The organism is Pseudomonas sp. F3-2 (genome assembly GCF_038804275.1).
Classification (GTDB): Bacteria; Pseudomonadota; Gammaproteobacteria; order Pseudomonadales; family Pseudomonadaceae; genus Aquipseudomonas.
Genome location: NZ_CP152388.1, coordinates 2362560 through 2386894, shown reverse-complemented (window position 1 = coordinate 2386894; position 24335 = coordinate 2362560). Strand labels below are relative to the sequence as shown.

The window sequence follows — 24335 nt, the reverse complement described above, 5'->3', positions numbered from 1 at the left end:
CGGTCATTTATATCCCGGATGAGAAGGTAAATCTCTAATAGGCTATGCCAAAATCCCTTGGAGCGTCACCTTTCATGCATCCCTCGACCACAGAAGCGGTGGCAGCGCCCTCCGCTTCCGCGCGATCCGCCGTTCAGATCCTCATCATGGCGGTCGCCGCCTTCATCATCGTCACCACCGAGTTCCTGATCGTCGGGCTGTTGCCGGCGATGGCGCGCGACCTCAACGTCTCGGTGGCCGTAGCCGGTCAGGTGGTCACGCTCTTCGCGTTCACCGTGATGCTGTTCGGGCCTGTCCTCACAGCCAGACTGGCGGGCGTCGAACACAAGAAACTGTTCACGCTGATCCTGCTGGTTTTCGCGGCGTCCAACGTGCTTGCCGCGTTGTCGACCAACATCTGGATAATGGCGCTGGCGCGGTTCATCCCTGCGCTCGGCTTGCCGGTCTTCTGGGGAACCGCCAGCGAGACCGCCGGCCAACTCGCAGGTCCCGGTAACTCCGGCAAAGCCGTCTCGCGGGTTTATCTGGGCATCTCCGCCGCGCTGGTCTTCGGCGTGCCGTTGGGTACCGTTGCGGCTGACTCCCTCGGATGGCGCGGCAGCTTCTGGGTGCTTGCCGTCATCTCGTTGATCATCGCGGCGCTCATGCAGCTTTGCATGCCCACGCTTCCGTCGTCCCCGCAGAAACAGCAAGGCGAGAAACAGACCGACATTCTCAAACAGCCACGTTTTCTCGCCCACATTCTGCTGTCGGTGCTGACGTTCACAGCGATGTTCACGGCCTATACCTACCTTGCCGACATCCTGCAAAGCCTGGCCGGCGTTCCGGCAAACCAGGTGGGATGGTGGCTGATGGGGTTCGGCGCCGTGGGCATGATCGGCAACCACTGGGGCGGAGCGCTGGTGGATCGCTACCCGCTTGGGGCAATGGTCTTGTTCCTGATCGTGCTGGGCGTCGGCATGACCGCCGCCGCGCCTCTGGCGGCCAATCATCCCTGGCTGATCTGCGCGCTGGCAGTATGGGGCGTGGCGTACACGGCACTCTTCCCCATCTGCCAGGTCCGGGTGATGCAGGCAGGCGCGAAAGCCCAGGCGCTCGCGGCGTCGCTGAACATTTCGGCGGCAAACGCGGGTATCGGGCTAGGCGCAATCCTCGGCGGTCTGGGCATCGGCCAATTCGGCCTGGACGCACTGGGCTGGATCGCGACGGTGATTGCAGCGATGGCGGTCGTCATCGCGCTGCTCATGATGCGCAAGCGCTAGGGCCGCACCTCATTACCAGCGGAACGCCGTCGAAGACACAGGGGCATCGGCCTCCTGTGCTTCAAGCCCGGCGGCGTGTGCGTGGTTATGCGACTATGGTTTGCACTGATTAACGATGGCAAATCTGCGAGGTGGCGAGATGACGATCACTGCGCCTGGCAAACCCATGGGAACCCGCGATGATCAACCAGCCCTCCTGCTCTGCCCCGCTCCTGCAAACCGGCGAAACGGTGGTGCTCTTCGATGGCACCTGCAAGCTGTGTAACGGGTGGGCGAAATTCATCATTCAACATGACCGTCCGGGCCGGATTCTCCTCGCGACGGTGCAATCATCCCAAGGCCAGGCGCTGCTCAAATGGGCCGGGCTGCCAACCGATCAATTCAACACCGTGGTGCTGATTACTGACGACCGGTTCTTCGTTCGCTCTGACGCGATGTTCGAAATCCTCGCTCGCTTGCCGCCGCCGTGGCCCTGGCTCAGGGTAGCGAAATGTGTTCCGCGCAAGGTCCGCGACTGGATGTACGACAAAGTCGCGCTGAATCGCTACCGTCTGTTCGGCAGGTACGACAGCAGCCGCACGCCTCCCTCCGACCACCCGAAACGCTTTCTGAAAGGATGAGCGCAGGGCGATATATCCAGAACGCAGCTTCTCTCCTCACGCCACCGCTGCGGCAACTGTTCTGGAGCGCCAGGCGAAGGCCAGTACCATCAGCAGTCCCAGCGCCGCCATGGCGGCGCCGGCCAGGGAGATCGCCGGGTATCCCAGGCCGGCATTGATTACCGCGCCACCCAGCGCTGCACCGATGGCGTTGCCAAGGTTGAAGGCGCCGATGTTCACCGCCGATGCCAGGTTGGGCGCGTCTTTGGCCGCTTCCATGACGCGCATCTGCAGTGGCGGCACCAGAGCGAAGCTGGCGATACCCCAGATCAGGATGGCCACGGCGGCGGGCAGCGGCCATTGCATGAGCACCGTGAACGCCAGCAGGACGAGGATCAGCACGCTCAGTGAGACGATCAGCGTCCGGTCGATCGAGCGATCGGCAGCCTTGCCGCCCCAGACGTTGCCCAGCGTCAAGCCCACGCCGAACAGCACCAGCATCGCCGTAATGAAAGCGGTGGACGCGTGGGCCTCGCTGCTGAGGATCGGCGCGATGTAAGTGAATACGGTAAACATTGCCCCCGAGCCCACCACCGTCAGGGCCAAGGCGCCCAGCACCGGGCCGCGGCCCAGCACACGGATTTCAGCCAGTGCACCGCCGCTCTGCGGCAAGCGCAGGTTGGGCAGCGCGAACCACAACGCAGTCATCGCGATCACGCCCAGGCCGGTGATGCCCCAGAACGCCGTGCGCCAGCCGAACAATTCGCCAAACCAGGCGGCGAGCGGCACCCCGCCGATCGTTGCGACGGTCAGCCCCATGAACATGGCGGCCACTGCCCCGGCGCGTTTTTCCGGGGCGACGACGCTGGCAGCGACAATGGAACCTACGCCAAAAAACGCTCCGTGATTGAGGGAGGTCACCACCCTGGCGACCATGAGGCTGTAGTAATCGGTCGCCAGTGCGGACATCAGATTTCCGAGGGTAAAGATCGCCATGAGTCCGATCAGCAGATAACGCCGCGGAATCCGGCCGGTGGTCAGGGTCATCAGCGGCGCGCCGAGCAACACGCCCAAGGCGTAGGCGCTGACCAGCAGCCCCGCGGCAGGAATGGAAACGCCGAGGTCGGCAGCGATGCCCGGCAACATGCCCATGGGGGCGAACTCGGTGACGCCGATGCCGAAGGCACCCATGGAGAGTGCGACAAGTGGTGGATTGATACGCATGGAAGGCTCCTTATCTATGCGGCTAATGCTACGATCCAGCGCTTGAAGCCGGTAGACGGCATTTTAGGCAATCACCTTTGCGCGAGGAGCACGAATGGACGTCAACGGCAGGTCAGGTGAAATGGCTGTGTTCGCCACCGTGGCGCAGGAAGGCAGCCTTTCCGCCGCTGCACGCACACTGGGCCTGACACCCTCGGCCGTCAGCCGGATCATCGCGCGTACCGAGCAGCGCCTCGGCACCCGCCTGCTGCTGCGCACGACCCGGGCGATCACTTTCACCGCCGAAGGCGAAGCCTTTCTGCGCGGCGCCATGCGCATCCTCGCCGACATGGCGGAAGTCGAAGAAGCCATCGCCGACCAAGGCGTTCCAAAAGGCCGGTTGCGGGTCAGCGCCGCCCTCGGTCATGGGCGGACGGCGATCGTTCCATTGGTGGCAGCGTTCAGCGCTCGTTACCCGAACATCGTCGTCGACCTGACACTCGGCGATGAAGTGGTGGACATTCTCGGCGGTCAGGCCGACGTGGCGGTCCGCTTCGGGCATCTGCCCGACAGTCCGCTGACCGCGCGACGAATCGGCGACACCGGCCAGGTGGTCGTGGCATCGCCTGATTATCTGCAGCGCCACGGCATCCCCGATGAGCCGGAAGACCTGCTGCGCCACAACTGCCTGCGCTTCAACTTCCGGCGTGCCGAACCCAACTGGCCGTTCATGCGCGGCGGAAAAGAGTTTTCCCTCCAGGTCAGCGGCAACATCGAATGCAGCAGTGGCGAAGCGCTCGCGCAGCTTGCGCGAGTCGGCGCCGGCATTGCACGCATCGGCCGTTTCACCGTCAGTGAAGACCTGCAACGCGGCGATCTGCTGCCGCTTCTGGAAAGCTGGAACCCCGGCGACCAGGAGCCCATTCATGCCGTGTTCGTCGGGGGTGCGACGATGCCGGCGCGGGTTCGGTTGTTCGTGGATTTTCTGGTGGAGCATCATCGGATTTAAGAGCGGCCGTCTAACGGGTCAACTGATCGCCGGAACTGGAACTCCTATCAGGCGGCGCGTGATAGCCCTGCCCTGCAGCTTGCCGTGGAAGCGGTGGACTGGCATTCCACTCAGGCCTGCAGCCTGTCGCGCACAAATTCGATAAAACGCTGAGTCTTGGCCGGGAGCAATCGCGTTTCGGTCAGGGCATACACCGAGACCGGTGACGCTTGCCATTGCACCAGGATCCGTCGCAGTTTCCCGTCCGCCACGTCCTGAGCGGCAATACCTTCGGGCAGCAACGTAATGCCCAGCCCTAACGAGACCAGGTGCCTCAGCATGCCCACGCTGTTGAGTTGAAAGCGCCCGCCAACATCGACCTGCTGCGTTTCACCGCCACCGGAAAGCGTCCAGCGATCCGAGTCTGGCCCCCGCAGCCGCAGGCATTCGTGACCGCTCAAGTCCGAAGGCGACTGCGGCTCACCCGACGTTTGCAGATAGTGAGGTGAGGCGTAGAGAAAGCGTTGAATACTCGCCAGCTTCCGCGCGATGAGATTGGAGTTCGCAGGCTCTCCCATGCGGATGACCACGTCCACTGGCTCACTGACCAGATCCACCTGACGCGGGGTGAGATCGAAGTCAAAACTGATGCCGGGATAGAGCTGGGCGAACTCGGCGATGAGCGGCGCCAGGTAGACGTTGGCAAAATCCACGGGAAGCGACGCCCGCAGCAAGCCGCTCGGCCGAGCCAGCATTTCGCCGAGTTGCTCATGGGCCAGTCTTGCCTCGTCGACGATCCGTTTACAGCGTTCGTAGTAGAGCTGCCCCGCCTCGGTCAGCTCAATCTTCCGAGTTGTACGGTGCAACAGGCGAAGACCAATGGCCTTCTCCAGGCCGCTGATACGGCGCGAAAGCGTGGAATTCGGCATGTCGAGCGCTTCGGCAGCTCGCCGAAAACTGCGCACTTTTACAACCTCGACAAACAACGCCATGTCATTCAGATATTCCAACGAATTGCTCCATCAGTGGATCAGTCAATTCAGTTTACCCGGGTTTATCCCGGATTCGGATTGATCAATCATAGTCACATCACCTCTGAGGAGCACCGCAATGAACTCTCTTTTTTCTGAAGTCAAAGTCGGTCGTTACACGCTTTCCAACCGCATGGTCATGGCGCCGATGACTCGCTCCCGCTCTGACGATGCAGGCGTGCCATCCGATCTGGTCACCACTTACTACTTCCAGCGCGCTTCTGCCGGTCTCATCATCAGCGAAGGCGTGTTCCCCGTTGCCATGGGCAAGGGCTACGTCCGCACGCCGGGTCTCGAAACCGCCGAGCAAGTGGCGGCCTGGAAGAAAGTCACCAACGCCGTGCACGCTCGTGGCGGTCGCATCTTCATGCAGTTGATGCATTGTGGTCGCGTGTCCCACCCTTCGCTGCTGCCGGACGGCGCACAACCGCAGGCGCCATCAGCGATCAAGGCAGCGGGTCAGACCTACACCGCGACCGGGTTGCAGGACTTTGTCACCCCGCATGCGCTCACCGTTGCCGAGATTGCAGACGTGGTCGCGGGGTATCGCAACGCTGCACGTCTGGCGATTGAAGCGGGTTTCGATGGCGTCGAGTTGCATGCCGCGTCCGGCTATCTGCCTGAGCAGTTTCTTTCCACCGGCAGCAACCAGCGCGACGATCAATACGGCGGTTCCGTGGAAAACCGTGCTCGCTTCGTGCTGGAAGTGCTTACCGCGATGGTCGCCGAGGTGGGCGGTGATCGCGTCGGTATCAAGATTTCGCCGGAGATGGACTTCAACGACATTGTCGATGCCAACCCGCAGGAGACGTACACCTATCTCGTTACGCAACTGCGCGACCTGAAGCTGGCGTACCTGCACGTTGCCTTGTTCGGTGCCCAGTTTGACTACCACACTGCCCTGCGCCCGCTGTTCAACGGCAGCTATCTGATCGGCAGTGGCCAGACCAAGGAAAGTGCCGAGTCGCTGATCGCGGAGAAGAAAGCAGACGCGGTTGTATTCGGGGGCGCCTTTCTCGCCAACCCTGACCTTCCACAGCGTTTCCGCGCCGATGCCGACCTGAACGCCCCGAACAAAGACCTCTTCTACGCCCCTGGCGCTGAAGGCTATATCGACTACCCCGCCCTGACCGAAAGGGCCTGAGGAGAAGGTCATGTTATCCAGTGCACGTTTGCAGCGCATGAACCATGGCAGCCAATTCAGCGCCTTCAACCTGCGGGGCGATCAGTACGCAAAACCTATTGATCCATTCCTGGGTGTTGATCACGCCTGGATCAGCGGGCCGACGTTTCCACCGCACCCTCATGCCGGTTTTTCGGCAGTTTCCTACCTGTTTCTGGACTCGGAGACAGGCATCGACAATCGCGACTCCCTGGGCAATCGCAACGTGATTCAGCCCGGTGGGCTGCACTGGACGGCAGCGGGGCAAGGCATCGTGCATGAGGAAGTTCCGGCTGAGCCCGGCAAGACAGTCCACATGCTGCAGATCTTCATCAACTTACCTGAGCAGAAACAGGACGCTGCGCCGTTTGCATTGAGTCTCGAAGCTCAACACGTGCCCGTCATCTATAAATCAGGAGCAAAGATTCGTGTGCCGCTGGGCAGCTTTGAGGGAGCTGTCTCCCCTCTGACGGTGCCTACAGACGTACGCCTTCTGGACATCTCGCTTGAAGATGGCGGAGAAGTCGCGATTTCTGTTCCACAGGGCCATGTCGCCTTTGTCATGCCAATCGACGGGGAGATATCTGTAGACGACCAGTCTTTTGATCTGACTGAGCCCAAAGCGGCAGTGAATCTGCCCCAGACCGCAGATCGATTGGTGAAGCTGGCTGCGAAAAAAGGTAACGCGAAGGCGGTCATGTTTTCGGGTGTGCCGTTGAATCAGCCGGTTTTTTGGCAAGGGCCGCTGGCACTTGCCTCCGCCGACGCGCTGGTCAAAGCCGTCACCGGCTACCAACGCGGCGCATTCGGAAAGCTGCACAGTGTGACCTGATACAGGCCACCCCCACCAGGGCGATCCACCCCACACAATCGCCAGGAGAATCACCATGACGTACGAAAAATTCAGTGCCGACAATGCGGCGCTTCTGCTGATCGACCACCAGGTCGGCACCATGGGCTGGGCTAAATCCATGCCGTTCGAAGAACTCAAACGCAATGCGCTCATGCTCGCCAAGGCCGCTCGTATCCTCAAGCTCCCTGTGGTGCTGACTTCCAGCATGGAAGAGCACGCCCAAGGGCCTTTGCTGAGCGAGCTGGAAGAGATCCTTCCGACCGAATACGCCGGTCGCATCAAACGCCTGGGCATCGTCAATGCTATGGACGATGAAAACTTCGCCGCTGCGGTGCACGCTACCGGCCGCAAGAAACTCATCATCGCTGGCGTGACCAACGATGTCTGCACGGTCTATCCAGCGCTGTCGCTGGTACGCGATGGTTTCGAGGTTCAGGTCGTGGCTGACGGTGGTGCTTCCCCTACCAAAATGGCTGACGACATTGCCTTGCGGCGTATGGATAAGGCCGGTGTGACCCTCACTACGACCAACCAGCTGATCGCCGAATTGGCAGGCAGCTGGGCTACGCCGGAGGGCGGTCAGTTGGTTCAAGTGTTGATGGAAGCATTTGGCGACTGATCCGCCATGGCAACCCGAGGCGCTGTCGGATCGCGCCGGTCGAGCGACCCGGCCTCGTGTCCTGGCTATACGTGCTGGATGGCGAGGTGAGCGTGGGTGAACACTCGCTTGGCAAAGGCGACGGCGTAAGCTCCGCGCAGGCACCGCTGCCCTCCATCCAGGCGGAGGGGGACAGCTCGCTCGTGCTGTTTCTGGTCGACATGACAGCGCCCTATTCCCTGGCCGGAACCATCAGCGGTACTTGATCAATGGCTGCGGACGTAGAGATCACCATCGGCAGTTGGCTGGCCGTTCGGTAGACGCGTAACGTTCAGCCTGCCGTGACCAGCGGAATCCAGATGTCGACGTGGCCCTTTCCTTGTGAGGGGTCAAAATCCGGGCTGTACTGCTCGAATTCAGGCGCGTCCGCGAGCACATAGCTGGATTCAGGCAGCCAATGGTTGAAGACGGTGAAGAAGGTCTGATGGATCGTCGAGATATGGCCCAAGTGGCGAAAGACGGCGTAATACTGTTCCTGGACGCGGAAATGCCGGAAGTGCGGCGGCAGATCGTCGATCGCAGACACTTCGACGCCTGCGATGTATTCGAAGCTTCCATCTTCACCAGGATTACAACAAAGCCCGTAGCTCGTGCCATCCACTTGGCCTGCCAAGTTACCCAGATGAGGAATCAGCGCTTGCCACAGGCCGACGATGCCCTCGTTCTTTTCAAAGGTAAACCGATCGCCCAGGCCTGCAATCAGGAAGCTTGATCTGCTTTCGAAACGAGGTTCGGACAATGTCACCGGTTTCATCTCTTTCATGCGCAATGGCTCCACCAGCCGAAGGTCATGCCCGGTTTCGCGGGCGCGTTTGGGCGTGACACCGAACTGCTCGCTGAACGCGCGAGTAAAAGCTTCATGGGAGCCATAGCCGGCATCCAGTGCCACCTGCAGGATGTCAGGCGCTCCCTGGCGTAATGCGAGGGCCGCCTGAGTCAGCCGACGGGCGCGTACATATTTCATGACCGGCCACCCCGTCGACAGTGCGAAGAGACGGGACATCGCAAAAGGCGAGATCTTACAGTGGCGAGACACCTTTCCCAGATCCAGATGCGAGCCCAGTTCACGCTCGATGAACCACAAGGCGCTTTCCACATTCCTCATAACCATGCTCCATGAACAGTGGGGATGAGGTTATCAAATCAGGGATTCAGTATTTGATCGGTCTTGCACTTTCCGGGACGAAGCGCACGACGGTTCGATCAGCTCGCGCCGAGGCGCTTCACCGACTGAATATCGGCCCTCGGAGGCGCGCCGAATGCGCGTTTATATTCGCGGTTGAATTGATGCACGCTTTCATAACCCACGTGATAGGCAGCGGTCGCCGTGTCGATGTCCTGGGACAGCAGCAGCCTTCTGGCCTCGTGCAGACGGAGATTCTTCTGGAATTGCAACGGGCTCATGGAGGTCAGCGCCCTGAAGCGATGGTGCAGGCTCGACTCGGCCATTGAGCAAAGCTCAGCCAGTTCGGCGATGCGCAGTGGCGCGGCGTAATGTCGATGCAGCCACTCGACGGCCTTGCTGGCTTTATTGCCTTGCGTGCCCAGCAATGCGGTTTGCTGCACGCGCTGGCTTGCAGGGCCTGTCAGCAGGTAATACAACAGTTCCCGCTTGGCCAGGTTTTCGAGAAAAACGTTGGCGCAGGGGGCGACGGCAATATTGATCAGCCGCTCCATGACTTCGAACAACCGGCGATCGGCAGGCCCAAAAGCCTGGGCCGTGCCGCCCTGGGGGTAGTGATCGTGGATGGCGATCTCAGCGATGACGCTCCTGATCATCGCCATGTCCAGGTTGAGAAGCACCGAAACGTAGGGGCGCTCCTCGCTCGCTTCGACCACCTCCGTCATCGTCGGCAGCCCCACCGACGTTAGAAAGAACAATGACTCATCGTAGTAATGGGTCGTCTGTCCCAGGAATATGTGCTTGCGCCCCTGCATGATCATCGCAAGCGAGGGCTCGTAGACGAACGAGGTCACCGGAACCGGGGCTGTGCGTTGAATCAGAGTCAGGCCCGAGACGGTTGTGTCACGCTCTTGCTGGCCGTCGAGGTAACTGACGATGGTCGCGGCGATTCGGGAGCGAACCGCCGAAGTGTCCTCCTGACAATGCGTTGCCTGATGTGGGGTCATGCCCGTGTCTCCCGAGGCCTTCACAAGCGGTACTTTCTTTAGAGTGCCGAGAGACGGCGCGACGAGCAAATTTTCCTCGCCTGTGAAGACAACCCGCAAGCCGGCGCATGTGACGGCCTGTGCCTGATCCAACTCAGGATTGATCGGTCGGACGGATGACGATTTCGTTGATGGCGACCCGGCGTGGCTGGGTGGCGATGAACAGCGCCGCGTTGGCCACGTCTTCAGCCTGCAGCCGCTCGACCTCGCCGAACATCGAGGTAAACCCTTCCCACTGGCCTGACTTCTGCTCGAACAACTCTGTGGCGGTCGCGCCGGGTTCGATCACCGAGAAGCGCACGGACTGTCGGGTGAACTCCTGTCGCCACGCCTCTGTTGCCGCCGTGACCGCGAACTTCGTGGCGTTGTAGACCGCCACCTGCGCAGCGGCGACGCGCCCTGCGACGGACGAGATATTGATCACGTCGACCGCCGATCGCGGGCTGGTCGCGACGGCAGCAACGAGGTACGGCAGCGCGGCTTTGGTGATGTAGACCAAGCCACGCAAGTTGATGTCGATCATCTGATCCCATTCGTGCAGAGGCGACTCGATCGACGGCCCGTTGAGCATCAGGCCGGCAGCGTTGACCAGCGTGTCGAGCCGGCCGAACGCCTCGATCGTGCGTTCGACGACTTGCGCGGCACCCGCACTGGACGTGAGGTCCGCCGGGATGCTGAGCGCGGTGCCGCCTGCATCGCGAATCTTGCCCGCCAACGCGTCAAGTCGGTCGGCACGCCGCCCCACCAATGCCACGCTTGCACCCGTGCCGGAAAGCGCCAGGGCAATTGCCTGACCTATCCCGCTCGACGCCCCCGTCACGAGCGCCACCGTATTTGCCCGTTTATCTGTCATCGTGTCTGACCCTGCGCCGCCCTGCGACGTCCATCAAGTGAGAGGAAGCCAGCACCTTGCGCTGGCTGCTCAATCAATGATGGCGTCGAGGTGACTGCGGGGGTGATCCCGATCCTGCTCGATGTTTGCTCATAACTCTGAGGCGCGGCACGCGCGCAGGCGGGATCAGGCAGGCAGACGGTGCTGCCGGGCAGCCTATGCTCCGTTGAAAAAAGCGGCGCCTTCGATGTGGTAGACCTGCGGTTCTGCCGAGAAGTAATCCTCCAGCCCCCGCATGAACCGCTGATGATCTTCACTCTCTTCGAAACCTGGCGAGTGATCCTCGAGTGACCGCCATTGCACGATCAGATTGAAGTGTTCAGGGCGCTCGATCCCTTGGGCGAGCATGTGACCGATGTAGCCCTTGGCACGCGTGAGCAACGGCGCGACCTCGGCGAACGCATGCCTGAACGTGTCGATGCGATCAGGGTGAACGGGGAGCAAAGCGATCTCGTAAATCATGGTGTTCCTCGGTATCGATTCAGGTGGATGAAGGGCTGCATTCACGCGATGAGCGACGGCTCGACAGCAATCGCGATCTTGCCTTGAACACCGTGATTCGGGCTTTCCAACCGGGCATGGGCGAGCGCGATGTCGGCAAGCGGGTAGACCGCGCCCACTTGGGGCCGCAGCTGGCCGCGCTCCACCAGTGCGCTCAGCTCATCGAGCTTGCCGCGGTTCTGCCGGGTGAACACGAAGTGATAACTCGCGTTCTTGCCCCATGCCTGAATCAGATTCTGTGGCTGAGCGATGTCCACGATCGAGACCACGCGGCCTAGCTGTGCAAGCGCGTCGGGGCTGCGCGACAAGGTGTTGCCGCCGATGGTGTCGAACACGACATCGACGCCGTGGCCTGAGGTTTCCCGCAGAACGGCATCGACGTAATCTTCCTTCTCGTAATCGATGATCACATCCGCCCCTGCAGTGCGGACGAATTCAGCGTTGGCCTGGCGCACCGTCGTAAACACTCTGGCGCCCATGGCCTTGGCCAGCTGGATCGCCACGTGGCCCACGCCTCCCGCGCCGCCGTGTATCAGAACGCTCTCCCCTGCCTTCAGCGCCGCACGCACGACCAGCGCTTCCCACGCCGTACCGCCCACCAGGCTCAGACTCGCCGCCTCGAGGTGGCTGAGGGAGGCAGGTTTCTTGCCGATGATGCTTTCAGCGGCAACGTGGTATTCGGCATAGCTGCCTGCCCCGTCGAAGATTTGCGGGGTGTACCAGACTTCGTCGCCCGGCACGAACGCCGTCACGCCCGGTCCGACCGCCTCAACCACGCCGGATACGTCGTGCCCGGTGATGGCCGGCAGCGGAACCAGATCGGGATAGTCGCCGCGTCGAACCTGATAATCCAGCGGATTGACGGAGGTTGCATGGACCCGTACAAGCACCTGCCCGGCCTGGGGCACTGGCTTGGGCACATCGCACAGCTGGAACGAGGCCGGCCCGCCGAATGAGTTAAGCACCATCGCTTTCATCATGAATCCTCAAATCTACAAAGAGGGATATCGAGATATCTCGATATGTTAGGGTAAAAAAAACTTACAACTCTTTCCCTATGACCTCGCCAAGCGCACTGATCGTGGCTTCATTGCGCTTGTAGTAAGTCCACTGACCGATCCGCCTGACCTCGACCAGCCCCACGCGCTGCAGGGTGGCAAGGTAGCCGGAGACCGTTGACTGAGACAGCCCGATCCCTTCCTGAATACTGCTGACACACACGCCCACGGTGTGAACGTCACCCTCATCTTGCGGGGGGAAGTTCTTCACAGGGTCCTTCAAGCCTTTCAGGATTTGAAGGCGTGTGGGATTCGAGAGGGCTTTGAATATTTCGATCAGTTCCATGCCGCGATCGTATCGAGATTTATCGATATGTCAATACGTGACCTTCATCCAGGCGAGACGTCGCGATCAGCGGCACGCGCAACGCACCGATCACTTGGCGAGTGCCTGCAGCAACACTTCGAGCATGCGCGGCCGGTCCGTATGGGCGAGCGTCACCAGCACGATTTCGCGGTCGTAGCCGTCGCCGACGGGCGTGATGGTGAAGTCCTTGGCGAGCTGCTCAAGTCCCGACCACATGGGCATCAGGCTGGCGCCGATGCCGTTGGCGACAAGGGCCGCAATCGCTTCAAGGCCGTCCAGGCTGAACAGCGGCGTCACCGCTAGACCGTTATCGTCCAGATAACGTTTGGCATGCAGCCCGCCCCAGGAAGTAGGTTCGTAGCAGACGTAGGGAAAGCTCTGCAGGGCCTCGGAAATGCTCATCCCTGGCGGGGCTTTGGAGGCCAGCACCAGCTTTTCGACGTGCAGCGGCGCCAGGCGAAACATTTTCGGAAGGTCAAAGGGCGGCGCCACGATCACGGCGGCGTCCAGTTCGCCATTTTGCAGCGCCATGTACAAAGAGCGCGATGTCCCGGGCAAGATCGAGGTTTTGATGCCTGGGGCAAGACGACTCAGCTCCAGCAATGCCCGGGGTAAAAGCCCGGCGAGCGTGGTGGAGATGGCGCCGATGCGCAGTGATCCAGTCAACCCGCTCGCGTCGGCATCGCCGGCAAGCAGCGCGACCTGCCCGACGATATGACGCACCCGTGGCAACAGGGCAACGCACGCTTCGGTGGCTTTCACGGAATGCCCGACGCGGGACAACAGCGCAAAACCCAGCGTACGCTCCAATACCTGCATCCGTTGACTGACAGCCGCAGCTGTCACGCCTTCTGTACGGGCGGCATCGACGATCGACCCGCAGTCCACGACAGCTAAAAGACTTTTCAGGTAACGCGTGTCCATAAGAAATACTTTTTTTTGAAACAATAAAAACATGCTAGCTCGAATGCCGGCAAACCTACAGTCTATGCAAGCATTGTTGTGGTCAGGTTTTTCCGAGGAGTCATCAATGACACTGACGCTGGTTCATCATTCGCCCTGTTCTCCTGCGTTGTATGGCGCGATGGCTGCAACCGTCGCCTGTGCGCAGGATGCCGTGTTGATGCATCTGCCGATCGCGTTCGACTCCACTCAAGGCGCTGACCGCGTACAAATGGTGGCGAGCAGCGGCTCGCTGGTTCCTAGCGGATTGCTCTGGTACGAACGGCTGACCGACCGCCAGATCGAGGCGGCCAGCGATCCCGAGGCGATCATTGCCCGGGCCGGTGAGTGCGACGTGGTCGTCCCCTGGGATGACGCACACCAGTTGAGTGCAACGCTGCAGACCCTGGTCGAGCAAGCCGAGGCCGCCGGGGTTTCGGTCTGTCATCTGACGGTCCGAGACGATCACGATTCATGGTATCTGCTGGATCAGCACGGCCGCCCTACCGCTCACGGTCGCTGTAGCCGGGACGCGTTCGGACGCTGGATGAACGTCGATTCGCGGCCGTCCACAGCGTCGGACCTGGCGCTGTTGCGAGTGGCGCTTGTCGGCGCCGAAGCGGATCAGAAGGACGTGTATCCGGCGACCCTCGCCGCACTGGCCGATGCCGCCGACGCCTGCGGCCTCGAGATGCAGGTCCGTTTCGTCGATCCACAGTCGCTGGACGTACAGGCGCTGGCTGACGTGGACGGCATCGTCCTGCCCGGCGGCTCGGACATGAACAACGTGCCAGGGCAAATCCGCGCGGCCCGCCATGGCCTGCTATCGGGCACACCCGTGCTCGGGCTGTGCCTGGGCATGCAGTCGATGACGACCGCCCTGGCCCAGAGCCTTCCGGGACTTGAACAGGCCAACATGGCCGAGGCCGCGCCGGACGCGCCCATCAAGAGCTTCGTGCCGATGGCCGGTTTGCCGGGCCTCGAGGAACATCGCCTCGGTGATCGTCGCCTGACCTTCAAGGTGGCAGCCGCTGAGCAGCGTTTTCAAAGCCATCCGGTGATCCGCTGCAACCACCGTTTTTTCCTCAATCCCGACCTCGTCGCACCGCTCGAAACAGCAGGCATGATCATCACGGCGACCGACGCCACCGGACAGGTCGTCGACGCCATGGCCTGGCCGCACCACGTCTTCTATCAAGGCATGCAAGGCCACCCCGAGCAGTGCTCCACTGCCGGCAAGCCGCACCCGCTGATCGAAGACTTCATGCGCGCAGCCATGACGTCGAGTGCTCGGCCATCCATCGTTGAGGACGAGGCCACCCGGTAGATTGCGACACACCTATAACAACATGGAACACATCTTGCTCCATTTGACTGACGCTCCTCTGGGCTGCGCCTCCCCTGCTTGATGCACCTAAAACCAACAACCCAATGCACCACTTCAGTGCGGTACGCCCTCTGAAGACTCACTACGACCTTAGACTTATTTGCACTACTTGATACAAATAGTGCAATGAATTTGAACCTTGGAGACACCTATGACCAGAACACTTTCCACCCACCTGCGCGCCCTCGCAGTACTGTCCTCGCTCCTGGTCGCTCCTTTCGTCAGCGCTGCGACCGGCGCAACGGCTCCGGTGATCTCGGCCGGTGAATTGACCTACGGCACGGCGGCCACCTTCGCGCCTTTCGAGTTCCAGTCCAACGGCAAACTGACCGGGTTCGACATCGACCTCATCGAGGCCCTGGGCAAGAAGCTGGCATTGACGCCCAAGGCCATGAACATGGAGTTCCAGGGCCTGATCCCGGCGCTTCAGGGCAAGCGCGTCGACCTGATCAACTCGGCGATGTACATGAACGAAGCTCGCGCGACTCAGGTCGATTTCGTCCCTTACCTGCGCATCGGCAATCAGGTGGTGGTCACCCTGGACAACCCGGCCAAGATCACCGGCCGCGACAACTCGCTGTGCGGCAAGACCGTGGCGGTCACTCTGGGCGGCATCGAAGAAACCTACGCCCGCGAAGATGACAAACGCTGCACGAGCGCCGGGCTTGCGGCGATCAAAGTACAGACCTTGCCGACCGCGCAGGCTTCGGCCCTGAGCCTGCGTCAGGGCCGCGCCGATGCAACGTTCGATTCGACGCCGGGCGTCGTCCAGATGCTGCGCGAAGTGCCGGGCGTCTACAAAACCGTAGGCCCTGAATTCGAATCCCAGACTCAGATCGGGATGGCCGTCGCCAAAGGCAATACGGCCATGAGCGATGCCTTGCAAGGCGCACTCAAGGAAATCGTCGCCGACGGTACCTACAAGCAAATCATCGAAAAATGGAAGTTCCCTGCAAGCGTTTCGCTGTTCGACTGAAGCCCATTTCCGGAAGCCCGGGCGGCGTGTTGATTCGACGCCCGGCACCGCTCACTGAGGAAGCATCATGTCGTTCGACCTGGTCCTGCAATACCTGATTTCCCCGGCGTTCTTCCATGGCGCCGTCACCACCTTGCTGATCACCTTGTACTCGCTGGTCTTCGGTGTGGCTGTCGGCGTGATCATCGCCCTGCTCCAGGACAGCAACACGCGAGTCGGCCGTACCGTCGCGCTGGTTTACTTGTGGCTGTTTCGCGGCACACCGGTGCTGTTTCAGATCATCTTCATCTACAACGTCCTGCCGACATTCGGCATACGCCTGACAGCGATGGTCAGCGCAGTGCTGGCCCTGTCGCTCAACGAAGGCGCGTACATGGCCGAAATCATTCGCTCCGGCATGCAGGCTGTGAAAAAGGGCCAGCGCACGGCCGCCCTGGCCCTGGGCATGAAGCCTTTCGCCGTGCTGCGCCATGTGGTGATTCCGCAAGCCACGCGCATGATCCTGCCTCCCATCGGCAACCAGATGGTCGGCATGCTCAAGCTCAGCGCACTGGTGTCGGTGGTCGCCGTCGAAGAACTGATGCTGGTCGCCAATCAGACCGCCAGTTCCAACTTCCGCTACTTCGAGGCGCTGACAGCTGCCGGTATCTACTACCTGGTGCTGACCACGCTGTTCATGGGCGTACAAGCCCTGATCGAACGCCGCCTGGACCCGAAACAGCGCCGCAAAGGCCCGCGCGTCAGCCTGACCGAGCGCATGCTGGGCTCGTCACGCGGCGCCACCGTTCGCTAGGAGAACACGATCATGCAGAAAACCAGCTCCCCTCCGGTCAACGGCAAACCGCTGCTTGAACTGATCGGCATCGACAAACATTTCGGCCCTTTTCAGGTGCTCAAGAATTGCTCGCTGAATGTCCATTCCGGCGAAACGGTGGTCATCATCGGCCCTTCCGGATCGGGCAAATCCACCTTGCTGCGATGCGTCAACCAGCTGGAACCGGCGGATGCCGGCGACCTGTTTTTCGAAGGCCGGCGCATCGATTACGACCGTCGCCAGGTGCACTTGCTACGCCGCGACATCGGCATGGTGTTCCAGAACTTCGAACTGTTTTCCCATCTGTCCGTGGTCGAAAACATCATGCTCGCGCCGATGAATGTACTGGGCATGAGCCGCGCCGACGCCCATGACATCGCCCTGGAGCTGCTGGGCAAAGTGCGCATTCCCGAGAAAGCCGATGCCTATCCCGACGAGATTTCCGGCGGACAGCAACAGCGGGTGGCCATCGCCCGCTCTCTGGCGATGAAGCCCAAAGTGATGCTCTACGACGAGCCGACCTCCGCGCTGGACCCGGAGATGATCCGCGAGGTCGTCGACGTGATGGCCGACCTGTCCAGCGAGGGCATGACCAGCCTGGTGGTGACGCACGAAATGGGCTTCGCCCGACGCGCAGCCGATCGCATCGTGTTCATGGAAAAAGGCGAAATCATCGAAAACGCCAGCAATGCCGACTTCTTCGGCGGCACGGTCAATCCGCGTACCCGCCACTTTCTTGATCAGATCCTGCACTGAGACCCTGCCATGAACGAACAACCTGATTTTGCCCGCATGAAGCGCGACCTGGCCGCCCTCGTCGCAATCAACACTGAAAACCCGCCTGGTCATGAACTGGAAGCGGCGCAACACCTCAAGGTCCTGCTGGAAGCTGAAGGATTCGATCTGTCGCTGTCGGAATACAAGCCTGGCCGCGTCAACGTGATCGCGACGTACGCCAATGGCCCCGGCCCGACGTTCGCCTTCAACACCCACATCGACACTGTGCCCGCCGGCGAAGGCTGGAAGACTGACCCCTTCGTGCTGCACGAAGCCGACGGCAAGCTGTATGGCCGTGGCAGCTGCGATGCCAAAGGTCCGATGGTGGCGATGATCGAAGCCACGCGCATGCTGATTGCCTGCCGTGAACGCTGGTCCGGAACGCTGATGGCGGTCTTTACCGCCGACGAGGAAATCGCCAGCGAAGGTGCCAAACACTACGTCGCTCATCAACCGCCGCACATCGACTTCGCCGTGATCGGCGAGCCCACCTCCAACGCCGCATTCACTGCCCACAAAGGCAGCTTGCGCCCCTTGGTGCGCGTGCATGGCGTGACCGCGCACTCCGGCACGCCGCATCTGGGCGAGAACGCGATCTACCGCGCCGGCCAGCTGTTGGGACTGATCGAGGAACATCACGAGCATTCGGTGAAGTGCCACTGTCACGCGCTGGTGGGTGAAGCGAGTCTGACGGTCACCCGCATCAACGGTGGGCATGCCGACAACGTGCTGCCGGGCGCCTGCGACCTGTTGCTGGATCGGCGCATGGTGCCGGGCGAAGACGAAAACGAGGTCAAGGCCGAGATCGATCAACTGCTGGCACTGGCCAATGAGCGCTTCGGCGTGCGCGCCGAGGTGCTCGAGTACAAAGCCACCACCGGCGGCGCCACGGAAACCGCGGAGTCGGAACCCATCGTCCAGGCCAGCCTTGCCGCCTGTCGCGAACACAACAGCGGCAACGCCGGTCCATTCGGTTTCCAGGGCGGTTGCGATCTGGTGCATTTCCGCAGCCTGGGCACCACCGGCACGGTCATCGGACCCGGCACCCTTGCGGTCGCCCACAAGCCGGATGAGTTCGTGCCAATCGATGAATTCATCGCCTCAAGCCTGATCTACCGGGATATCGCCCTGCAGATGCTGGCGAAGAAAAACGCATGATCCTCACAGGCTCATTGCGCCGCGCCAATCTGCATTACGGCAATGGCGTGCAGTTGCACACGGCATCCTCCGGCAGTGTCGGCGAGCTGCAATCGCTGTACCTGTGCCTGGACGACGGTCAGCATCAAGGCGTCGGCGAGGTCCGGATCAACATCGCCTACCTCAACGGCTATACCCCGGATCAGGTGATCGCCCAAGCCCTGCAGGCGATCGACGGGCTGAACCTGGAAGAGGACCCGGCGCAGATGCTGGCGCGAATCTCGACAGGCGCCGCGAACCTGAGCATGCCGGTGCGCACCCTGATCGACTGTGCGCTGCACGACCTTCTGGCGCGCCGTGCGCGATTGCCGCTGGCGCAATGGCTGGGTGCTGCGGCAGGAGACATCCGTTACGCCAGCAACCAGACCTTGTTCTGGTCGCCCATGGACGTCTTCCTGGCGCAGGCTCAAGCCTATGTCGACCGCGGCTTCCGCGACCTGAAAGTGCGCATCGCCGTCAGCACCTTTGAGGAGGATCTGCTGCGTCTGCGGGCTCTGCGCGAATGCTTCGGCACCCGCATCAAAATTGCCGTGGATGCCAACGGTCAATGGACCCGCGAGGCCGCGGCGAAGAACCTAAACGCCTTGTCCGCTTTCGATCTGACGTATGTGGAACAGCCCATCGCCGCTGGTGACTGGCAGGCGATCGAGGAACTGGCGCGGCACAGCCCGGTGCCGTTGATGATCGACGAAGGTCTGGCCGGCCGTGCCGACGTCGATCGCCTCTGCGCACTGGGCGGCAAGCTCTGGGCGCACCTCAAGCTGGTCAAGGTCGGCGGCATCGCGCCGTGTCTCGCGGCTGCGCGGCAGCTGGCAAGCGCGGGCGTGCCCTGCATGATCGGACAAATGAACGAAGGCGCCGCGGCCACGGCGGCCGCCCTGCACGTCGCGTGCGCCAGCAACCCGCGCTTCGCGGAGCTGTACGGCGCCGACGGCCTGAGCGACGACCCCGTCGGGCCACTGCTGTACGCCAACGGCACCGTGCAGGTGCCGGCAGGACATGGACTGGGGATCACCCTGGATCCTGGAAAAACTCAATTGATTCGGAGTTTCTGATGAACCCAACGCCTCCAACCAACGTCCGTCAAGGCAGCGAGTCCGCCTTCCCGGCGGCCGAATACGACGAGCGCATCCGTCGCGCCCGGACCAATCTGGCCAACGCCGGCATCGACGTGATGATCGTCACCGGCCCGGAAAACATTTTCTACCTGACCGGTCAGCAAACCCCGGGTTACTACACCTTCCAGGCGCTGGTGTTGCCGGTGGACGGCGAACCGATGTTCGTCATCCGCCAGCTGGAGTATTTCAACTTCATTGCCAACACCTTCATCAGCGACGCGTCGGTGTACCTCGACGGCGACGATCCAGTCAGCTTTCTGGTCGCGGCCATCGAGCGCAAGGGCTGGAGCAATCGCCGTATTGCCATCGACAAACGCGGCTGGTTCCTGCCGATTGCGGTGTACGAAGCGCTGCAGGGCAAACTCGGCGCCATTCACGACGCCGCCGGCGTGGTCGAGAAGTTGCGCGCGGTGAAGTCTGCCGCCGAGGTCGAAAAGCTCGAGTTCGCCGCCCGTTATGTCGATGCCGGCATGCGCGCAGGCATGAATGCAGTACGCGAAGGCGCCAGTGAAAACGATCTGGTTGCCGCCATGCTTCAAGCCTCGATTGCCGCGGGTTCCGAGTACATGGGCATGGAGCCGCTGGTGTCGAGCGGACCTCGCACCGGGGTGCCCCACGGCACCTGGCGCCGTCGTGTGCTGCAGGCCGGCGAACCGGCATTTCTTGAAATGGCCGCCAGCCACGATCGCTATCACGCCGCGCTGATGCGGTGCGCCTGGCTCGGCAAGCCGCCGGCCATCGCCGCCGAAATGGAAAAGGTCTGTCAGGAAGCGTTGCAGGCCGCGCTGGATGCACTGCGCCCCGGCGAGCCCTGCGAGGCGTCGCACATCGCCTGTCAGGCGGTGATCGACCGTGCAGGCTTTACCGATGCGTTCAAGAAACGCACGGGCTACTCGGTGGGTATTTCGTTCGCGCCAGACTGGGGCGAAGGCTCGATTCTGAGCCTGTACAGCGGTGTGAAAACCGAGCTGCAGCCGGGCATGAGTTTCCACATTCCCCCTGCCCTGCGCATCTACGGGGAGTTCACCGTGGGCGTCAGCGAGACCGTGGTCATCACTGAAACCGGGTACCGCGTGCTGGGCACCCTGGAGCGTCCGCTGTTGCAGATCTGAACGCCACGCTGAAACAAACGCATCCCACGGCGGCACGCCAATGCCACCGTGGGATTTTTTGTTACTTGAGTTGCGCGCAGACCTGCTCCAGCCGCTGGCAAGCGTCGGCCAGCACATCGTCATTCACCGCGTAGGCGATGCGCAGATAACCCGGTGCACCAAAGGCCGAGCCATGCACCGTCCCGACCTTGGCAGCGTCCAGCAGATAACTGGCGAACGCAAAATCGTCGGTGATCAGCTTGCCGTCCGGCGTCGTCCTGCCGTACATGCCTTGGCAGTTCACGAACAGATAGAACGCCCCTTCTGGCATCGCACACGCCAGCCCATCGATTCGGTCCACGCTGGCCAGCACCCGGTCACGGCGCGCCGCCAGACGGCTGATCCACTCATCGATGAAACCGGTGCCGCCGTCCAGCGCAGCCACTGCCGCCGCCTGAGAAATCGAACTGGCGTTCGAGGTGCTTTGCGATTGCAACACTTGCAGCGCGTCGATCAGCCACTTCGGTCCGCCCGCGTAGCCGATGCGCCAGCCGGTCATCGAGAACGCCTTGGACAGCCCGTTGACCGTCAGGGTGCGCGGCAACAGCAGCGGTTCAACCTGAGCCGGGGTGAAGAACGGCTGGCCGAAGCGCGTGTGTTCGTAAATGTCGTCGGCCAGCACCAGCACGTGCTCGTGGCGCAACAGGACGTCGGTCAGGCTGCGGATTTCCGCCTCGCTGTAGACCGCGCCTGTCGGGTTGTTCGGCGAGTTGAGCAGCACCCAGCGAGTGCGGGGCGTGATCGCGGCTTCGAGCGCCTGCGGCTGCAACTTCCAGCCATCGGCCTCATGGCACTGGACGATCTTGCATTGGCCCTCGGCCAGCGAAACCATGTCCGGATAAGACACCCAATACGGCGCAGGAACGATCACCTCATCGCCCGGGTTCAGCGTAGCCATGAGTGCATTGAAGATCAGTTGCTTGGCACCGGCGCCGGCAATGACTTCTGCGGGCGCGTAGGTAAGGCCATTCTCCCGGGCGAACTTGTCGATGATCGCCTGTTTGAGGCGCGCCGTGCCGGGCACAGCGGTGTATTTGGTCTCCCCCGCTTTGATCGCCTGAATGCCCGCCTCGGCGATGTGCGACGGCGTGGGAAAATCGAGTTCGCCTTCGCCCAGGTTGATCACTGAGTGGCCAGCGGCAGTCAGCGCGCGAACCTTGTCGGATATTTCTGCGGTGGGTGATGGACGCACGCGGCCCATACGATGAGCCAAAAGCGGGTTGATCATGTCTGTACTCTCATTTATTGCACCAGTTGACACATATAAATCAACTGGTGACACAGGAAAACCGGCTGCACCACGGTGCAGGGGAAAATCAGGTGGGGAACGTCAGATGCTGCGGATCAGGCCGCCGTCGACACGCAGGGAAGTGCCGGTGATATAGCCAGCGCGGCCGCTGGCGAGAAACGCCACGGCATCGGCAAATTCTGCAGGTTGCCCATAACGGCCCATGGGAATGGTGGCACGTGAAGCCTTGGCGATGGCGTCTGCGGTCGATCCGCTGCGCTTGGCCGCTGCCTCGTCCAGTTCGCCGACACGGTCAGTGGCAATGCGTCCCGGAATGACCGAGTTGACGGTGACGCCATCGGCGGTAACCTCGGCTGCCAGGGTTTTCGCCCAACCGATGATGCTGGCGCGCAAGGCGTTGGAGACACCCAGGTTGGGGATGGGCTGAACCACGCCCGAGGACACCAGATTGATGACGCGGCCCCAGCCACGCTCGCGCATGCCTGGCAACACGCGGGCGGTGATTTCAAACAGCGCGGTGACCATGCTGTCGAACGCCGCGTGCCATTGCGCGGTGTCCACGCCAGCGACCGCGCCAGGTGCTGGCCCGCCGCCGTTATTGATCAGGATGTCGTAGCCGCGACCATCAGCCAGCAGGCTGTCGAGGGCGGACCGGCGTTGCGCCGGATCGGCGAGGTCCAATTGCAGAAAATCGGCTTCGGCCCCGCCTTCGACCAGTGCGCCGACCGCTTGAACGAGCGCGTCGCGGTTGCGGCCGCACAGCGTCACGATGGCGCCTTCAGCGGCCAGACATTGGCCGATGGCCAGGCCCAGACCACGACTTGCACCCAACACCAGTGCACGTTTACCTCGCAAACCTAAATCCATGAAAACCTCGTTTTACGTGAAGGCCGGCGCCAGACGGCGCTAACCGGGAACAGAAAGATCGACTGTCTTGCGCGGGGCGCGGGGTTTGGCCGGCGTCTTGGCCGGCGTTTTGCCCGCCGGTTTCTTGCCCGGCAGCGCGGCGCTGTCGGCATGAGTCAAATGTTTGCGCATCAGCTCGCTGGCGTCGGCGTAGCGCCCGGTGGCAACGGCATCGATGATCGCCAGGTGTTCGGCGCACCAGTCGCGCACCCGGCGACGGTTGGCGTAGCCGGCGAATTCGAGCAGCTTGCGCAGGCGGTTCTGCTGCTGAATCGCCTGAATCACAAAAGTGTTGCCGCCGAATTCGGCGAACATTTCGTGAAACTGCGCATCGGTTTCAAACAGCTGGGCATTGCTCACCGCCGAGGAGTCCGAATGACTGGCCAGGTAAAGGTGCTGAAGGCGCGAGCGTTCCAGCGCGGCGGCATTGGGCCGGAATTCCGGCTGCAGAAAGTTCGCCGGTTCAATCATCAGGCGGAACTGATAGCCGCTGCGCAATGCAGCGTCGTCCAGCGTCGGCAGGAAGCTCCAGCCATGCCCCTTGTTGCGAATCAGCAGGCCGTCTTCGGCCATGCGCGTCAGGGTTTTCATCAGCGTGACGCGATCCACGTCGTAGCGGCGGGCGATTTCTGTCTGCGTCAGGGAATTGGGGATCGCCCCGCTGAGCCGGTCATTGACCAGACGTTCGAACAGCGAGTCCTCCACGCTGGAGCCCACGGCCAGCTCGACGCGCTGCAGGGCGTCGAAGGCTTTGAGCAGGAAGAACCCCTGATTGCGCCGGGTCTCCACGATGCCCTCGGCGACCAGCAGATTCAGGGCGTTCCGGGTGGGCGTGCGAGACACGCCCAGCAGATCGGCAATCTGTTGCTCGCGCAGGTGATGGCCAGGCTCGAAGCGCGCCTTGCGCACAAAATCAAGAATCTGGTTAGCCAGCCGGCGGCTGTTCTGACCCTTTGACGAAGCCATGGAAAGTGAACCCCGAGACGATAAAAGTGCGCACATCTTACCAAGGACGCCCATCCGTTAGCTCATGAGCATCAGCCATGCGGAGCGCTTTGCCCGAAGAAATTTTATTGTACATATGATTACAAATAATACAATATCAGCCCGCCTTCTACGAACGTCCCCTCAGGAA

26 protein-coding genes are annotated in these 24335 nt (G+C 61.7%); 14 read left to right on the top strand and 12 right to left on the bottom strand.

Going from position 1 to position 24335, the window contains the following annotated elements; translation table 11 throughout:
* Positions 1–74 precede the first annotated feature (74 nt).
* Positions 75–1262 (top strand): MFS transporter, encoded by a 1188-nt coding sequence (locus AAGQ88_RS10995; RefSeq protein ID WP_342655325.1) that lies wholly within the window; start codon positions 75–77, stop codon positions 1260–1262.
* Between the two features lie 179 nt (positions 1263–1441).
* Positions 1442–1882, top strand: a complete 441-nt coding sequence (locus AAGQ88_RS10990) for a thiol-disulfide oxidoreductase DCC family protein (RefSeq protein ID WP_342655324.1) — start codon at positions 1442–1444, stop codon at positions 1880–1882.
* Positions 1883–1918: 36 nt separating this feature from the next.
* On the opposite strand, the gene AAGQ88_RS10985 is transcribed toward AAGQ88_RS10990, so the two are convergent.
* Positions 1919–3085, bottom strand: coding sequence for an MFS transporter (locus tag AAGQ88_RS10985; protein WP_342655323.1), 1167 nt, complete (start codon positions 3083–3085; stop codon positions 1919–1921).
* A gap of 94 nt (positions 3086–3179) precedes the next feature.
* Between AAGQ88_RS10985 and AAGQ88_RS10980 the strand changes: the two genes are divergently transcribed.
* Positions 3180–4073, top strand: coding sequence for a LysR family transcriptional regulator (locus AAGQ88_RS10980; protein WP_342655322.1), 894 nt, complete (start codon positions 3180–3182; stop codon positions 4071–4073).
* Positions 4074–4183: 110 nt separating this feature from the next.
* On the opposite strand, the gene AAGQ88_RS10975 is transcribed toward AAGQ88_RS10980, so the two are convergent.
* The gene (locus tag AAGQ88_RS10975) at positions 4184–5062 is read right to left on the bottom strand and encodes a LysR family transcriptional regulator (RefSeq protein ID WP_342655321.1); all 879 of its coding nucleotides are present in this window, start codon (positions 5060–5062) and stop codon (positions 4184–4186) included.
* Positions 5063–5162: 100 nt separating this feature from the next.
* Here AAGQ88_RS10975 and AAGQ88_RS10970 point away from each other — a divergent pair, with 100 nt between their 5' ends.
* The 4 genes from AAGQ88_RS10970 to AAGQ88_RS10955 are packed head-to-tail and all read left to right on the top strand — an operon-like array spanning position 5163 to position 7962.
* On the top strand, positions 5163–6227 hold the full coding sequence (locus AAGQ88_RS10970; RefSeq protein ID WP_342655320.1) for an alkene reductase: 1065 nt from the start codon (positions 5163–5165) through the stop codon (positions 6225–6227).
* A 10-nt stretch (positions 6228–6237) separates the two neighbouring features.
* Complete coding sequence (locus tag AAGQ88_RS10965) at positions 6238–7077, top strand: pirin family protein (protein ID WP_342655319.1); 840 nt, start codon at positions 6238–6240, stop codon at positions 7075–7077.
* A 55-nt stretch (positions 7078–7132) separates the two neighbouring features.
* Positions 7133–7717, top strand: coding sequence for an isochorismatase family protein (locus AAGQ88_RS10960; protein ID WP_342655318.1), 585 nt, complete (start codon positions 7133–7135; stop codon positions 7715–7717).
* Between the two features lie 56 nt (positions 7718–7773).
* Entirely contained in the window at positions 7774–7962 is a 189-nt protein-coding gene (locus AAGQ88_RS10955) for a hypothetical protein (RefSeq protein ID WP_342655317.1), read from the top strand.
* A gap of 65 nt (positions 7963–8027) precedes the next feature.
* On the opposite strand, the gene AAGQ88_RS10950 is transcribed toward AAGQ88_RS10955, so the two are convergent.
* The 7 genes from AAGQ88_RS10950 to AAGQ88_RS10920 all read right to left on the bottom strand — a co-directional run bounded on the left by AAGQ88_RS10950 (position 8028) and on the right by AAGQ88_RS10920 (position 13607).
* A complete protein-coding gene (locus AAGQ88_RS10950; protein WP_342655316.1) occupies positions 8028–8861 on the bottom strand; it encodes an AraC family transcriptional regulator in 834 nt (277 codons plus the stop codon).
* Positions 8862–8959: 98 nt separating this feature from the next.
* Positions 8960–9886 (bottom strand): AraC family transcriptional regulator, encoded by a 927-nt coding sequence (locus AAGQ88_RS10945; RefSeq protein WP_342655315.1) that lies wholly within the window; start codon positions 9884–9886, stop codon positions 8960–8962.
* A 133-nt stretch (positions 9887–10019) separates the two neighbouring features.
* A complete protein-coding gene (locus AAGQ88_RS10940; protein ID WP_342655314.1) occupies positions 10020–10778 on the bottom strand; it encodes an SDR family NAD(P)-dependent oxidoreductase in 759 nt (252 codons plus the stop codon).
* Between the two features lie 195 nt (positions 10779–10973).
* Positions 10974–11279, bottom strand: a complete 306-nt coding sequence (locus AAGQ88_RS10935) for an antibiotic biosynthesis monooxygenase (RefSeq protein ID WP_342655313.1) — start codon at positions 11277–11279, stop codon at positions 10974–10976.
* 41 nt (positions 11280–11320) lie between these two features.
* A complete protein-coding gene (locus tag AAGQ88_RS10930; RefSeq protein ID WP_342655783.1) occupies positions 11321–12295 on the bottom strand; it encodes a zinc-dependent alcohol dehydrogenase family protein in 975 nt (324 codons plus the stop codon).
* Between the two features lie 64 nt (positions 12296–12359).
* Complete coding sequence (locus tag AAGQ88_RS10925) at positions 12360–12662, bottom strand: metalloregulator ArsR/SmtB family transcription factor (RefSeq protein ID WP_285424679.1); 303 nt, start codon at positions 12660–12662, stop codon at positions 12360–12362.
* 90 nt (positions 12663–12752) lie between these two features.
* Entirely contained in the window at positions 12753–13607 is an 855-nt protein-coding gene (locus tag AAGQ88_RS10920; RefSeq protein ID WP_285424678.1) for a LysR family transcriptional regulator, read from the bottom strand.
* A gap of 106 nt (positions 13608–13713) precedes the next feature.
* Between AAGQ88_RS10920 and AAGQ88_RS10915 the strand changes: the two genes are divergently transcribed.
* From AAGQ88_RS10915 to AAGQ88_RS10885, 7 genes are all read left to right on the top strand, one after another.
* Complete coding sequence (locus AAGQ88_RS10915) at positions 13714–14952, top strand: hypothetical protein (RefSeq protein ID WP_342655312.1); 1239 nt, start codon at positions 13714–13716, stop codon at positions 14950–14952.
* A gap of 211 nt (positions 14953–15163) precedes the next feature.
* Positions 15164–15988, top strand: coding sequence for an ABC transporter substrate-binding protein (locus tag AAGQ88_RS10910; RefSeq protein WP_093458177.1), 825 nt, complete (start codon positions 15164–15166; stop codon positions 15986–15988).
* 67 nt (positions 15989–16055) lie between these two features.
* Positions 16056–16781 carry an amino acid ABC transporter permease gene (locus AAGQ88_RS10905; protein ID WP_342655311.1) on the top strand — a complete coding sequence of 242 codons (726 nt, stop codon included), beginning with the start codon at positions 16056–16058 and terminating at the stop codon, positions 16779–16781.
* Between the two features lie 12 nt (positions 16782–16793).
* A complete protein-coding gene (locus AAGQ88_RS10900; RefSeq protein ID WP_093458175.1) occupies positions 16794–17558 on the top strand; it encodes an amino acid ABC transporter ATP-binding protein in 765 nt (254 codons plus the stop codon).
* Positions 17559–17567: 9 nt separating this feature from the next.
* Positions 17568–18737 carry a M20 family metallopeptidase gene (locus AAGQ88_RS10895; RefSeq protein ID WP_285424675.1) on the top strand — a complete coding sequence of 390 codons (1170 nt, stop codon included), beginning with the start codon at positions 17568–17570 and terminating at the stop codon, positions 18735–18737.
* Complete coding sequence (locus tag AAGQ88_RS10890) at positions 18734–19831, top strand: mandelate racemase/muconate lactonizing enzyme family protein (RefSeq protein WP_342655310.1); 1098 nt, start codon at positions 18734–18736, stop codon at positions 19829–19831. The genes AAGQ88_RS10895 and AAGQ88_RS10890 overlap by 4 nt, the downstream gene beginning before the upstream one ends.
* Positions 19831–21006, top strand: coding sequence for a Xaa-Pro peptidase family protein (locus AAGQ88_RS10885; RefSeq protein WP_093458172.1), 1176 nt, complete (start codon positions 19831–19833; stop codon positions 21004–21006). Before AAGQ88_RS10890 ends, AAGQ88_RS10885 begins: the two co-directional genes overlap by 1 nt.
* A 61-nt stretch (positions 21007–21067) precedes the next feature.
* On the opposite strand, the gene AAGQ88_RS10880 is transcribed toward AAGQ88_RS10885, so the two are convergent.
* The 3 genes from AAGQ88_RS10880 to AAGQ88_RS10870 form a co-directional block, all read right to left on the bottom strand.
* Positions 21068–22273 carry a pyridoxal phosphate-dependent aminotransferase gene (locus tag AAGQ88_RS10880; RefSeq protein ID WP_342655309.1) on the bottom strand — a complete coding sequence of 402 codons (1206 nt, stop codon included), beginning with the start codon at positions 22271–22273 and terminating at the stop codon, positions 21068–21070.
* A gap of 102 nt (positions 22274–22375) precedes the next feature.
* On the bottom strand, positions 22376–23161 hold the full coding sequence (locus tag AAGQ88_RS10875; RefSeq protein ID WP_342655308.1) for an SDR family oxidoreductase: 786 nt from the start codon (positions 23159–23161) through the stop codon (positions 22376–22378).
* 39 nt (positions 23162–23200) lie between these two features.
* Positions 23201–24166, bottom strand: a complete 966-nt coding sequence (locus AAGQ88_RS10870) for a GntR family transcriptional regulator (RefSeq protein WP_342655307.1) — start codon at positions 24164–24166, stop codon at positions 23201–23203.
* Positions 24167–24335 lie beyond the last annotated feature (169 nt).

Bases quoted from the DNA above. Each gene is read 5' to 3' on its own strand.
- AAGQ88_RS10995 (WP_342655325.1), top strand. From the start codon at position 75: ATGCATCCCTCGACCACAGAAGCGGTGGCAGCGCCCTCCGCTTCCGCG.
- AAGQ88_RS10990 (WP_342655324.1), top strand. From the start codon at position 1,442: ATGATCAACCAGCCCTCCTGCTCTGCCCCGCTCCTGCAAACCGGCGAA.
- AAGQ88_RS10985 (WP_342655323.1), bottom strand. From the start codon at position 3,085: ATGCGTATCAATCCACCACTTGTCGCACTCTCCATGGGTGCCTTCGGC.
- AAGQ88_RS10980 (WP_342655322.1), top strand. From the start codon at position 3,180: ATGGACGTCAACGGCAGGTCAGGTGAAATGGCTGTGTTCGCCACCGTG.
- AAGQ88_RS10970 (WP_342655320.1), top strand. From the start codon at position 5,163: ATGAACTCTCTTTTTTCTGAAGTCAAAGTCGGTCGTTACACGCTTTCC.
- AAGQ88_RS10965 (WP_342655319.1), top strand. From the start codon at position 6,238: ATGTTATCCAGTGCACGTTTGCAGCGCATGAACCATGGCAGCCAATTC.
- AAGQ88_RS10960 (WP_342655318.1), top strand. From the start codon at position 7,133: ATGACGTACGAAAAATTCAGTGCCGACAATGCGGCGCTTCTGCTGATC.
- AAGQ88_RS10950 (WP_342655316.1), bottom strand. From the start codon at position 8,861: ATGAGGAATGTGGAAAGCGCCTTGTGGTTCATCGAGCGTGAACTGGGC.
- AAGQ88_RS10945 (WP_342655315.1), bottom strand. From the start codon at position 9,886: ATGACCCCACATCAGGCAACGCATTGTCAGGAGGACACTTCGGCGGTT.
- AAGQ88_RS10940 (WP_342655314.1), bottom strand. From the start codon at position 10,778: ATGACAGATAAACGGGCAAATACGGTGGCGCTCGTGACGGGGGCGTCG.
- AAGQ88_RS10935 (WP_342655313.1), bottom strand. From the start codon at position 11,279: ATGATTTACGAGATCGCTTTGCTCCCCGTTCACCCTGATCGCATCGAC.
- AAGQ88_RS10930 (WP_342655783.1), bottom strand. From the start codon at position 12,295: ATGAAAGCGATGGTGCTTAACTCATTCGGCGGGCCGGCCTCGTTCCAG.
- AAGQ88_RS10925 (WP_285424679.1), bottom strand. From the start codon at position 12,662: ATGGAACTGATCGAAATATTCAAAGCCCTCTCGAATCCCACACGCCTT.
- AAGQ88_RS10920 (WP_285424678.1), bottom strand. From the start codon at position 13,607: ATGGACACGCGTTACCTGAAAAGTCTTTTAGCTGTCGTGGACTGCGGG.
- AAGQ88_RS10915 (WP_342655312.1), top strand. From the start codon at position 13,714: ATGACACTGACGCTGGTTCATCATTCGCCCTGTTCTCCTGCGTTGTAT.
- AAGQ88_RS10910 (WP_093458177.1), top strand. From the start codon at position 15,164: ATGACCAGAACACTTTCCACCCACCTGCGCGCCCTCGCAGTACTGTCC.
- AAGQ88_RS10905 (WP_342655311.1), top strand. From the start codon at position 16,056: ATGTCGTTCGACCTGGTCCTGCAATACCTGATTTCCCCGGCGTTCTTC.
- AAGQ88_RS10900 (WP_093458175.1), top strand. From the start codon at position 16,794: ATGCAGAAAACCAGCTCCCCTCCGGTCAACGGCAAACCGCTGCTTGAA.
- AAGQ88_RS10895 (WP_285424675.1), top strand. From the start codon at position 17,568: ATGAACGAACAACCTGATTTTGCCCGCATGAAGCGCGACCTGGCCGCC.
- AAGQ88_RS10890 (WP_342655310.1), top strand. From the start codon at position 18,734: ATGATCCTCACAGGCTCATTGCGCCGCGCCAATCTGCATTACGGCAAT.
- AAGQ88_RS10885 (WP_093458172.1), top strand. From the start codon at position 19,831: ATGAACCCAACGCCTCCAACCAACGTCCGTCAAGGCAGCGAGTCCGCC.
- AAGQ88_RS10880 (WP_342655309.1), bottom strand. From the start codon at position 22,273: ATGATCAACCCGCTTTTGGCTCATCGTATGGGCCGCGTGCGTCCATCA.
- AAGQ88_RS10875 (WP_342655308.1), bottom strand. From the start codon at position 23,161: ATGGATTTAGGTTTGCGAGGTAAACGTGCACTGGTGTTGGGTGCAAGT.
- AAGQ88_RS10870 (WP_342655307.1), bottom strand. From the start codon at position 24,166: ATGGCTTCGTCAAAGGGTCAGAACAGCCGCCGGCTGGCTAACCAGATT.